The sequence below is a fragment of the Corynebacterium sp. HMSC076D02 genome (genome assembly GCF_001813815.1).
Lineage (GTDB): Bacteria > Actinomycetota > Actinomycetes > Mycobacteriales > Mycobacteriaceae > Corynebacterium > Corynebacterium simulans.
Map to the genome: position 1 here is coordinate 376868 of NZ_KV814065.1, position 11723 is coordinate 388590.

Consider the following 11723-nt stretch of genomic DNA (forward strand, 5'->3'; position numbering starts at 1 on the left):
CGCCCCAATCGAGCTCACAGAGCTCTGAATCATCGGTTGAATTGCCCACGAGGAACGGGGCGTCGAGTGAGTGCTCGGAGCCGTCCGGGAGGGTGAAGGTAAAAGTGACGGCGTAGGCGCCCGGCTGGGTGAAGCCGAAATTGACGTGGGTATGGGAGCGTGGGTAATCCCATGTCATGCTCGGGTCTTCGCTATCGAGTTTGAGCTCTGAGTCGCTCAAGTCGCCGGTTTGCCAAGCGAGGACGCGGCCGCCCTCAGGTGCGTCGTGAAGCTCCATGGATAGCTGAGCGGTTTCATCCTCAGTCATGTTCGAAAGGTGCAGCAGCGAGAAACCGAACCACGGGCGGTCATGGTCTTGGTCTTGGGGAAGCAGCCATGCATCGCCAGAAATGCCGGGGAAGCCTAGCTCGTCGAGAGAGCCCGTCATGTTGTCATCGACTACCACGACGAAATCGCGGGAGTCACGCTCGACGTGCTCACCGGAGCTGTCGTCGTCCACGGTAAAGCGCAGCGGGCCGTCGTCGTCGCGCACTGCGACATCCTGGTGGCCTTTTTCGATGTGGTAGCTATCCGCCACGGCGCAGGTATCCTCCGCGAAAGCCTGTGGTGCGGAAAGGCCTAGGAAAGTCGCAGCGCCGAGGGCGACGACGGTGCGTGGTACGCGGGAGTGCGAGAAAATCATGTGGGGTAGTCCTCTCTATGAGTTGGTCTTGGATTCGGAAGTCTTCTTCTGAAGAATCGGGGAGATTGCCCATGCCGCAAGGAAGAGGGTGGTAAGCACGAGCACGATGGTGGCGCCCGCCGGTAGGTCGATGGCCCACGCCAAGTAGATGCCGGTGAAGCTCGCGAAGATGCCTATGGCACTGGAGGTGAGCATCATCGTGCCCAGCGAGTTGGTTAGCAGGCGGGCAGTAGCCGCGGGAGTGATAAGCAGTGCCAGCACCAGGATGTTGCCGATGGTTCCCACCGAGATGACCACCGCGCCGGTTACGCAGAGGTAGAGCACGATGTCGAGGGCGAAGACGGGAAGGCCCATCGCGCGTGCCGTTTCTTTGTCCAGGCAGTTGGCCGTAAGTTGTGGGCTAAGCAATGCGATGAGGCCCACGATGATCACGGTGACTGCAGCGGCGGTGTAGAGATCCGCTTTCGATACGCCGGTCAAGGTGCCGAAGAGAAAGCTCGTCAGCGATGCGGTGTAGCCCTCAGTCCGAGAGATGATCACCATGCCGAGGGCAAAGGAAGCCGCAAAGAAGATTCCGATGACGGAGTCGGCGCGCACGCTGCGGCGCTGCGAAAAGCAAGCGATGAGCAATGCTACGACCGTGCCGGCAACCGCCCCACCCAGCAGGATGGATCCCTGCAGGGCAAAAGCAACCGCCAGGCCCGGGAACACCGCGTGGGAGACAGCATCGCCGATGAAAGCCATACCGCGCAGCACCACGTAGCAGCCCACCACGGCACAGACCACCGCAGACAGCATCGAGATACCCACCGCGCGAGCGAGGAAGTCTAGCTGCGGGTTAGCCAGATCGCTAAAGAAATCAAACAGGGAGACCTCGATCATGCGGCCACCCCAATCGCGGAAAGGAGCGGGGAATCGGTGCTGACGCCGAAGGCGGCGGTCCAGGCGGCGGCGTCGCCAAGCACTTGCTCAGCAGGGCCATCCGCAGTGATTTCCTTATTGAATAGCACTAAGCGCTGGCACGTGTGCGCAGCCTCCGCCAGATTGTGCGTGGACATGATGATGCTCGTGCCACCTGCGCAGAGCTCGTCGAAAAGGTAGAGCAATGCTTCCGTATTGGGGGCATCGAGACCCGTGAAAGGCTCATCAAGCAGGAGCACCTGCGGATTTGTGGCTAAAGCGCGCGCGATGAGCACGCGCTGGCGTTGGCCACCGGAAAGCTCAGCGATGGGCCGCTTTGCCAAGTGCGTGAGGTTCGTCAGCTCCAGCGCGCGCTTGGTCGCTGCGTGGTCTTTGGCGCGGGGCCTGCGGAACCACCCAATCAATCCCGTGCGTCCGTTCAACGCCGCCTGATAGACGTTGATGGGAAAGTCCCACTCTACGTCGTGACGCTGTGGCACATAACCCACCGACGCCGCGCACTGAATGTGCCCGCTGGCAGGAACCAAGCCCAGGATTGAGCGCATCAACGTCGTCTTGCCGGCGCCGTTGGGGCCCAAAAGACCGATGAATTCGCCAGGGTATACGCGCAGCGATGCATCGTTGATAACGCGGCGCCCGCTCAAAGTCACGCGCACGTGTTCTAGATCTATCAGTGCTTCCTTAGTCTTGGTCGGCATGCTTGCCTTTCTTGCGCGCTGCAAAAATAAGAAGGAAAGCCGAGACAATAAGCACGACTGCGCCGACTCCGAGCAATACCCAAATCCATCCAGCGATGGAGGAAGAGGATCCTTCTTGAGCAGCCTCTGGATCCCACTCGGTGGCGTTGGCCTCAGTCACGTCGGTCTCTGCTCCAACCGCGAAGGTCAAAATGCCGTCGGTGCTGAAGTCTTCTCCATTTTTGGTCTTTCCCTTAAGGCGGATACCCACCTGGTGGATGCCCGGCTCAGTGAAAACCCAGTTGGCGTGGGTGTGGGTGTTGAGGTCTACCCAGAAATCCTCGCGCTGGTTCTTAGCGGTGGACCAGAGCACCTGGGGTGCTTCGAAGCCGCCATTTTGGAGGAAGAGCGAAAACTCGCCCGGGCCGGTGTGACCGAGGAACTCCATGTTCACGCCGCGGTCGGCGGCATCGATAAGCGAGGGTGCCTGGGTATTCCAGCCCACCCAGGGAACGCCTGCTTGCTCCGTCTGCGGGATGACCCAGACGTTCTCGCCAGCATTGCCGCCGACGAAGCCGAATTGCTCATCGTCTGGGAGCGCGAGTTGGGCTTCGTCGCCTACTTTGAACACGACGTCGTCAAGCTCGCGCCATACGGGCGTGGCTGCGGAATCGTCGCGGGCGAGGAAGTGCGCGCCTTCGCCTGTAAACTGCGCGCCGACGTCCACGTGGCCATGGTCAATGATTGCCTCGGTGCCTGCCGGGGCGAATTCCTCGTCGTCTTTGACCACCTGGGCGAGGTCACCGGCCCATGCACTAGGCGCCGGGATGGCGGCGGTTACCAAGACCGCAACGAGAACGGCCAAGCACGCATAGACCACCGACACGCTCGCGAGGATGCGGCTTAGCGGCCCAGTGGCTTTCGCGGAAGTTGAATTCATTTGTGGATTCCTTGTTTCTCAGAGATTTTCTTTAGGTGTGACTGGTTAGGGCGAAGGGTTAAGGCAGCGGTGGAGCGTCTGCGCATTGGTGCGCATCATGTCGATGTACGTCGGAGCCTTTCATCCAACGTGTCGCCGTAGATGGTGCAGACGCGGATTCCTTGTTGCGCGGCTGCCTCGGTGAGCGTTGCCGTGCTTGCTTGTTGTGTTGGCTCTACAAAAACGGCCGGTAGGTGCAGGTTCTCCAACGTCCTGCGCAGCGCAATGACATCGCGCGGGGAGGGCTCGATGGCAGGATTCGGGGTGATAAAGCCTGCGACGTGCATGCCGTAGCCCTGGTCCAGGTAGGCATAGCCGTGATGCGGCGTGACCAGATGGCGCTGGGCCTGCGGGATGGAGGCTATTTGCTCGGCCACGAAAGCGTCAGTCTCCTTCAGTTGCTCGATATACGACGCCGCGCGCTCGCGGTAGGCCGCACCATGGGTAGGGTCTGCCAGCGCGAGGTTATCGGCCACCACCTCGGTTTCTGCGATGACATTGTCGACGTTGTGCCACAGGTGTGGGTCAACCTCGCCATGGATGTGCTTGCCCAGCACGGCTTGTGGCAGGAGATAGGTCTCGCTGCCCGGGCGGCCCAAGAAGCGATACGCCGGATTCGGCGGAATCGGCTGCAATGTCGAAGAAGGCAAAGCCACCGCAGTGGTGTTGGGATCGAAGTGGGCGCCGTTATCCTGCAGATCAATGGACCCCGCTGCGATATTCGCGGTAATGTCCACGTGCCCCTCATCGTGTGCGCTCATTCCTTCTGGGGGATTAACGCCCACGGCGACGGTGATATTTTGCACCGCGGTATCGCCGTCTTCAGAGTGGGCCTTAAACCCAATGCGATAGATACCGGGTTTGGAAAAGCCCCACGAGACATGCGTGTGCGCGTTAGCGGGCAAACGGGCGGTGTCCTCATGATCGTTGACGCCGTCTGCGCTGTTGAACAGCACCTCCGGCGTACCGAAGGTGGAGACCACGTAAGCTGCCACGTCACCGGGACCCTCGGCAGAGACCATGCTGAGCTCCACCGCGTGCGAGTTGGCCGGGGCATCCTGGATGCGCAGTCCCAGCCACACGGTATCGAGGGCAGTGTTTTCCACGAGCGGAACGAGCTTCGCGCCGCGGGTGGAAGCCTGGTCTGCGACCTCGATGACCGGGACATGCGTGGTCTCCCGCAAGGTATCCATGAGCCCTTGCGGCTCAAGCAGATAGCCGTTTGCGAACGCGACGTCTGCGTTCGCCGCGTTACGGATGGTGCGCAGCGAAGGTTCAAAGGTATGCGGGTCTTTACCTGCAGGGATAAGGGCGGTGACGTTGGCGTCTTCGCCTGCAACGTGGCTAACGACGTCCGCGAGAATCGGCGTTGTCGCCACGACATTCAGACCCTCCGGCGCCTGCCCATCACTTGGGGCCGCGCAGCCGGCTATGAGAGCCACGGCGCTTAGCGACGACGCGACAGCCCAACGATTGTTTCGGTGCAGCATTAGTCCTGAACCTTCGCCAGCACCCAGCGCATAACACCAAGGCCCAGCATCAACATGCCAACGCCGAGCAACCCCAAGCCCCACGGCAGGTAGTTGGGGGCTTCAACGAAGTCGTCGCCCGCCGATTGCAAAGCCACATCCGAGCCATCTTCCTGCGCACCCGAGTGCGACTTGTGGCCCCGACGCACATGCTTGCGCGACTTTTCGCGGCCGGGCTTGCCCGAAGACTTTGCGTCCGAAGAGTGATTACCTGAGGCCGCACGATTGCCGCTTGCATTGGCACTGCTTAGTGCTCCACCAGCAGAAGACAGGGAACCTGCCGGGGCAGAATGCTCGTCGGACTCGGCATCCGAATCAGTGGAATCGGATTCGTCCTCGACGTCGTCGACGTCCTCGCCTTCAACGTATTCTCCATCTTCTTCGCCTGCGGCTTCGCCATCACCTACGGACCAGGTGTAGGTGACCTTGTTACTGGTATCGCCATTAGAAGAAGCCTGCACGGTCATGGTGTAAGTTCCTGGCTCGCTAAACGCCCAGTTGACGTGGCGATGAGCAGGGTAGGGCTGATTGATGACCTCGCCGCTGCGCAGCTCCAAGTCACCGGAGTCAGTAACAGATTCAATGTCACCGAAGCCCGTTGTGTCGTTGACGTAGGCCGCACCAGGCCCACTAACATCCACGAAGTTGAGGTCAACGTCCTTGTAGCCTGCTTGCTGTGCCTTCTGGGTATCCCAACCCGGCCAGATGATGTCCGACTTCTGGGTCTGCGGCAGAAAGTACGTGGGCGTGCCGATGGCGTCCACGCTCTCGGTGGCATCAGACCACGCGTTTTGGTTGACCCGCAACACTACGTCATCGCCGGGCCGCTCGACCTCTGAGCCGGTGATGTCTTCCTTCATCGACAGTGAGAGCTGGCCATCCGGCGCAGTGACGTAGAAGGCGTCGACGTGACCGGAATCAAATTCCGTCTCTTGGGCCTGCGCCGCAGCAAGCGGCATCGAAAAGACTACGAGCATCGCCGTAAACAACCAGCCCAGCGTGCGACGGTAAAGCGCAGGCCGAGGTACGACCCGGGACGGCATAGGAGAGAGTGTGTCCATAACTATTTAAGTCCTCTGCAATTAACAAATGCGGTTTAGGAACGGTCAGGGCCCATTTAGCGGCCAGTGATTCCCTTCACCCAGTAATCAATCTCCGCGCGGTGATCGTGGATGAAGTTCAGTGCCGCCTGGAAGATGGTCGCCAGCACGAGCGGGAGCACCAGACTCCACGGGTTGAAGGAAGAACCTTCAGCAGAAGAACCCTCCTTCTCTTTCTCTGGCTTGGGCTGTGGCTTCGGCTGCGGCTTTTGCTCTGGCTTCGGTGCTGGCTTGTCTTTACCGCAGTTGTTGGTGGCCTCGTCGCCGATGGTGAATAGCAGCTCTTGTGGCTCAGATTCGACCTTCTTGCCGTCGGTGGTGGTGGCGGTGTAGGTCACGTCGAACTTGTAGACGCCTGGCTTGCTGAAGGCCCAGTTGGTGTGGGCGTGTGATGCGAAGACGGTATCGATGGTGAAGTCGTCCTTGCTCGAATCCACGAGGACCTGGTCCTTGCCGCCGAGACCGCCGGTGGTCCACATACCAAAGGTGGCGCCTTCCGGCACCTCCTTTGGCTGCAGATTCAGGTGCACCTTACCGTCCTTGAACTGCGAATAATCAAGGTTCTCAGTGTTGTAGCCCGGCCAGATGATGTCGCGGTTCTGCGTTTGCGGCAAGACATAAGTCTTTTCGCCGACTGGGTTCATGAAGTCGTACTCGGCACCTCCGAACTTTTCGGGGCGCTTCATCAGAGCGTTGTCGCGCACGGCAATCATGACGTCGTCAAGCCGGCGCATCACCATCTTGTTTGCACCGATGTTGGTTTCGTCCTTGAGACGCACATCGAAGTGATCGTCCTTTCGAGTGGCCATGATGTCGATGTGGCCGCGGTTCAGGACGAGCTTTTCGTTGCACGTGGTTGAAGGACCGGCAGCGCCTTCTTCCTTCTCGCCTTCCTCACGCTTGTCGGGGTCCTGGTGCTGTGGGGAAGTACCCAGAGCACCGTCCTTTTCGAAGGTCTTACCGAAGGCATAGGAATCAGCGACGACGACCGAGCCGGACTCCGCGTTGACCGTCGGATGCGGGTTCAGCGTCAACTTGAGCTTGTAGTCGTCATAAAAGGCCGCATCGTCCACAAGGAACTCGCCGTGGCCGTTGGTAACAGCGCCCGTGAAATCAAGAGTGGCGATATCGCTGTCGTCTTCGTAGAAGCCGCCGCTGATAAAACCATTGAAGTTCTTGTCCTCAGTATCGACGACGACCTTGGATGCAGACTCGCCGACTGGCTCGATCTTGGCGTGAAACTTCTTGCTCGTTGGAGTCATCTCCTCCTGCGGCGCAAGTTTGCGCACGTTGTGGGTTTCTTCCCACGCATCGGCAGACTTGGTCGAATCCGTCGAATTTGTTGCGCCTGGAGCGTATTCAACCTGTTGCGAGATCCATCGTGGTTCCGAGCCTTCCGGAGTAAAGACTGCCTGGATGTTGGACTTTTCAGGGCCCAGGAATTCGTCCCACTTGGCCTGGCCGTCGGTTACAGGCAGATCGGTGAGGAAATAGCCGTCGATAAGCAGCGTCAGCGTGCCTGAAGCCTTGTTTTCTGCATTGAAGCTGATAGTGGACAGGTTCTCGTCGCCGTCCTTTTCAGGATTGGACTTCGGAGCAATGTCGAGCTTGTAGCCTGCCGCAGAGGCATCGCCGTCAGTCGCGGCGTCGTAGCGCTCCCGCAAGGAAGGAGTCGGGTCATCGGCAGGCTTCATGCCTCCTACCTGTAGGGAAGTGGTGGTCGGCTCCGAGGCGACGAGCGTGCCGTCCTTCTTACGCGCGGTGGTGCGGTAGGTGACCTCGTAGCGGCCAGGCTTGGTGAAAAGCGTGTAGTTATGGGTGTGGGAGCCTGCGTGCAGCATCGAAGAATACGCGGAGTTCGGCGTGGTGCCGATGAAGCGGTCGAGGCCGCCCTCGGAGTCGCGATACCTGAAAAGCTCGAAATCGCCAGGACCGTCTACCGAGAGGATGTCGAGCGAGGCGAAGTTATCGCGGAAGTCATCTTCAGGCAGCCCGGAATCCGCGCCGAAGCCAAGCCAGATTGGATCGGCGCTGCCCAAGATGTTGGCTGGTGCCGTGTAGTAGGTCTTGCCTGCTTGACCAATGAAGTCGAAAGCGCCGTTGTCTGGCAGAGTGAATTGGTATTGGTTTCCTTTGTCGATATTCCAGCCCTTGCCGATCCACGCGACGGTGTCTGCTAGGTCTGTGGTGGTGGAGTTATGCTCAGACTTGAGCGTGAAGTTATCGTCTTCCCAAAATGTTTTGGGGGAATCGACGTGTCCCTGTGTGGCGATTGCCTTTCCGTCGTCGGGTCCGGCGAAGGCCGGTGCCGGGGCGATAAGCGAGAGAGTAGTAAGGATGGCTAGGTAGCGGGTGCGAGAACGTGCCACAGCGTGGAGACCTTTCTTCAGTTCTGATCCAAGGCCTTCACTATAGAAAATCGTTTTCCTTTTGTTTAAGCAGCCTGATGTAGATTGTGAAACCGCTGGCAGAAACTATTGAATTCTGTTTTCAGTTACCCCATTTTGGGTGAAGCCGTGGAAGCGGCGGGAGTTGGGTGGTGGCACCGGCTTAAAGGGCCTGCACTACCATGGTGGGCATGACTGAAACTACTTCTGACGTACGCGTACGTTTCTGCCCATCGCCCACCGGCACCCCGCACGTGGGCATGGTTCGTACTGCGCTTTTTAACTGGGCATACGCGCGCCATACTGGTGGCAAGCTGGTTTTCCGCATCGAAGACACCGACGCTGCACGTGACTCCGAAGAGTCCTACCAGGCCATCATTGACTCCCTAAAGTGGCTGGGCATGGACTGGGACGAGGGCGTTGTGACAGGTGGTCCGCACGAGCCTTACCGCCAGTCCCAGCGCATGGACATCTATGCCGATGTTCTGGAGAAGCTGAAGGAGGGTGGCTACGTCTACCCGGCTTATTCCACTGCCGAGGAGGTAGAAGAGCGCCACAAGGCGGCCGGCCGTGACCCAAAGTTGGGCTACGACAATTACGACCGCGATCTCACCGACGAGCAGATTGCGGCATTCGAGGCGGAAGGCCGCAAGCCAGTGTGGCGCCTGCGTATGCCGGAGCAGGATTGGACCTGGAAGGACCTCGTTCGTGGTGAGCTGACCTTCAAGTCTGAGACCCAGCCGGACTACGTCGTTGCACGTTCCAACGGCGCGCCGCTTTACACTCTCGTTAACCCGGTTGATGACGCACTGATGGGCATCACGCATGTTCTGCGCGGCGAGGACCTTCTTTCCTCCACTCCGCGTCAGCTGGCGCTGTACGAGGCGCTGAAGGAACTCGGCATCGCTAAGCAGACCCCGGAATTTGGCCACCTTCCGTTCGTTATGGGCGAGGGAAACAAGAAGCTTTCCAAGCGCGACCCGCAGTCCAACCTCTTTAACCACCGCGACGCCGGCATCATTCCGGAGGGCATGCTCAACTACCTGTCCCTGCTGGGCTGGTCCCTGTCTGCGGATCAGGACATTTTCTCCGTGGACGAGCTCGTTGCGAACTTCAATGTGGAAGACGTTCTGGGTAACCCGGCTCGCTTTGACCAGAAGAAGCTGGAGGCTATCAACGCCGATCACATTCGCCTGCTGGAGCCCGAGGTCTTCGCGCAGCGTCTGCGTGATTACCTGACCGAGTACACCGATTTCCCGGCTGATTATGACGAGCAGAAGTTCGCTTTCGTGGCAGACCTGGTGCAGACCCGCATCAAGATGCTTGGCGACGCCTATGGCCTCATGAGCTTCCTGGTTACTCCGGATGCCGAGCTGGAGCTCGACGAGAAGTCCGCAAAGAAGAACCTCAAGGAAGATGCGGTGCAGCCGCTGGAGGTCTCCATTGCGCGCTTGGAGGAGCTGGAGGAGTGGAAGACGGATGCCATTGAGTCCGTACTGTCCAAGGCCCTCATTGAGGAGCTTGAGCTGAAGCCGCGCAAGGCCTATGGAGCTTTGCGCGTTGCTATCTCCGGCCAGCAGGTCTCCCCGCCACTGTTTGAGTCCATGGAGCTCCTGGGCAAGGAGTCCACCCTCAATCGCTTGCGCGCTGCTTTGGCTGTTACGCCGTTCCAGGCGCCCGCGCAGCAGTAGTGGCAAAGCTGTAGCTACTAGCTAAGCGCTTCTCGTGGCCCCATTCCCGCAATGCGTTGGGAGTGGGGCTGCGTCCGTTTTGGACAGTCGGAAGCGGCGGCGGCTGGTGCAAAGCGCAACGTTGTAATTAGAACGCGCTAAAACGCACCTTTTCAAGTTCAAAAAGCTGCGATGACGTGGCGATTTGTGTGAAAACCGAAACGGTGGCTATAGTAATAAACCGTTGCAGCGAGCAACACCGCGGGGTTTGCCTCCAAGGTGGTTAAAAGCTCAAAGCGATGATGGCCTATGGTGTAATTGGCAACACAACGGTTTCTGGTACCGTCATTCTAGGTTCGAGTCCTGGTAGGCCAGCAGTGATACTGCTTCAAGTCGTATCACAGTTCTAAGCCCCGTTCGTCTAGCGGCCTAGGACGCCGGCCTCTCACGCCGGTAACACGGGTTCAAATCCCGTACGGGGTACAAATTAAAAATCTCGAAACACTTTCGTTAAAGATTGTGTTTCGAGATTTTCTTATGTTGGCGGCGCGGACCGGTCCTTGTTTACCCCATACCAGCGCGCTAAATCTCGAGCACTTTTTGTCTTAGGCTTAAGTACCAGGGGAGGGACCACTGGGAAGTTCTCCAAAGTGCTTCCGCGGCTGATATTCGGTGCCTAGACTGCAGATATAAGCAGTTACCGGATGAAAGGAGAGTAGATGGCGGATATTGAAACGCATCATTTTCACCGACGCTACTCTAACGCCTTCGACTAGGCAGCATCGCTAGAATCCATAACTTCCTTTTAAACCAACTCTCGTAGAAGTAGGAGCCTAAAGCGAATGCTGTTAGACGTTAAGCGTCATCCCGAACCCGAGTTGGCACGCTAAATTTCCAGGCTCTGTCTATCAACAGATTGCAAGCGGAATAACCACTGATTCGATCCGCGCCCAGCCTAAGAGAAAGCAAGCTGCCAACCACGCAAGAAAAGCGCCAAAGGGTTCGGGATTTTCTATTGCTAGCAGGCGATTTGTTTAATTGTTTACGCATCGTTTACTCTTAACAAGTCCGCAACGGACAGCTAAGCGAGCCCCGTTCGTCTAGCGGCCTAGGACGCCGGCCTCTCACGCCGGTAACACGGGTTCAAATCCCGTACGGGGTACAAATAGGCGGTTTCACGGTTCTGACCTGCAGAGTTCACGAAACTGACAAACGCCAAACGAAATCCCGATTCTCGTTACTGAGAATCGGGATTTTGCTTGTTTTGCTCTATCCCTGGTGCTTAAAAGCATCAGGGATAGAGTGAAATTTCGGCTAAACGGGCAGTGGCCCACGACCTGTAGACCACGGCCTACAGGGGCGGTGGTCTTTGTTGGTCTTTAGGCAGCAGCCGGGGGAGCCTGGGGAGCGACGTTGCCGAACGTGTTCCAGTCAGAGACTCGCTTACACGGTTGAGTTGGAACCGGGTCGCTGGGGTTTGTATTCAAGTCGAATACGACTCGGTGAAGGAACTTCTGAATCAGGTGAATGTTGACACCCACGATACCCAAAGCGGTTACGAGGGTTGCATTCGCGAATCCGCGTACGAGACGGCGAGTCTTGTCACCCAATCCCATGCGACCGTTCTTGAGAAGGGCGTTACGGCTCTCGATCGTGTTACGGCCACGACGGTACGTGTCAGCCCATTCCTGCGTTCCCCAAGAAGGTCCCGTCTGAACGTGTTTTGCTGCTGCATCCACAGGGATGCCGTTTCGGCGTAGTTGGTAGGGGCAATCCGC

General features: G+C 58.4%; 7 protein-coding genes, 3 tRNA genes and 2 pseudogenes. 4 read left to right on the forward strand and 8 right to left on the reverse strand.

The genetic code is table 11. The annotated features are described in order from the left end of the window. From HMPREF2935_RS09640 to HMPREF2935_RS09670, 7 genes and pseudogenes are all read right to left on the reverse strand, one after another. Positions 1-682 (reverse strand): choice-of-anchor M domain-containing protein (locus HMPREF2935_RS09640; protein WP_210400745.1); only part of this gene is annotated, 682 nt, incomplete at its 3' end. Positions 683-697: 15 nt separating this feature from the next. Continuing rightward, the gene (locus HMPREF2935_RS09645) at positions 698-1564 is read right to left on the reverse strand and encodes an anchored repeat-type ABC transporter permease subunit (protein ID WP_061922147.1); all 867 of its coding nucleotides are present in this window, start codon (positions 1562-1564) and stop codon (positions 698-700) included. Then, complete coding sequence (locus HMPREF2935_RS09650; protein ID WP_061922149.1) at positions 1561-2301, reverse strand: anchored repeat-type ABC transporter ATP-binding subunit; 741 nt, start codon at positions 2299-2301, stop codon at positions 1561-1563. The genes HMPREF2935_RS09645 and HMPREF2935_RS09650 overlap by 4 nt, the downstream gene beginning before the upstream one ends. Next, positions 2285-3220, reverse strand: a complete 936-nt coding sequence (locus HMPREF2935_RS09655) for a choice-of-anchor M domain-containing protein (protein WP_082778596.1) — start codon at positions 3218-3220, stop codon at positions 2285-2287. Before HMPREF2935_RS09655 ends, HMPREF2935_RS09650 begins: the two co-directional genes overlap by 17 nt. A gap of 45 nt (positions 3221-3265) precedes the next feature. Continuing rightward, positions 3266-4749, reverse strand: a pseudogene (locus HMPREF2935_RS09660) (anchored repeat ABC transporter, substrate-binding protein). After that, positions 4749-5831 (reverse strand): choice-of-anchor M domain-containing protein, encoded by a 1083-nt coding sequence (locus tag HMPREF2935_RS09665; protein ID WP_141756044.1) that lies wholly within the window; start codon positions 5829-5831, stop codon positions 4749-4751. The pseudogene HMPREF2935_RS09660 and the gene HMPREF2935_RS09665 overlap by 1 nt, the downstream one beginning before the upstream one ends. 74 nt (positions 5832-5905) lie before the next feature. Beyond that, positions 5906-8257, reverse strand: coding sequence for a choice-of-anchor M domain-containing protein (locus tag HMPREF2935_RS09670; protein ID WP_070732957.1), 2352 nt, complete (start codon positions 8255-8257; stop codon positions 5906-5908). A 200-nt stretch (positions 8258-8457) separates the two neighbouring features. On the opposite strand from HMPREF2935_RS09670, the gene gltX reads away from it, so the two are divergent. The 4 genes from gltX (at position 8458) to HMPREF2935_RS09690 (ending at position 11107) form a co-directional block, all read left to right on the forward strand. Further along, complete coding sequence (gltX, locus tag HMPREF2935_RS09675) at positions 8458-9966, forward strand: glutamate--tRNA ligase (protein ID WP_062041005.1); 1509 nt, start codon at positions 8458-8460, stop codon at positions 9964-9966. Positions 9967-10248: 282 nt separating this feature from the next. Continuing rightward, positions 10249-10320, forward strand: a tRNA-Gln gene (locus tag HMPREF2935_RS09680). Positions 10321-10355: 35 nt separating this feature from the next. Beyond that, positions 10356-10428: transfer RNA gene (locus tag HMPREF2935_RS09685), tRNA-Glu, on the forward strand. Between the two features lie 606 nt (positions 10429-11034). Continuing rightward, positions 11035-11107: transfer RNA gene (locus tag HMPREF2935_RS09690), tRNA-Glu, on the forward strand. Positions 11108-11324: 217 nt separating this feature from the next. Here HMPREF2935_RS09690 and HMPREF2935_RS13355 read toward each other — a convergent pair. Further along, positions 11325-11723: pseudogene (locus tag HMPREF2935_RS13355) on the reverse strand (hypothetical protein); the annotation flags it as partial.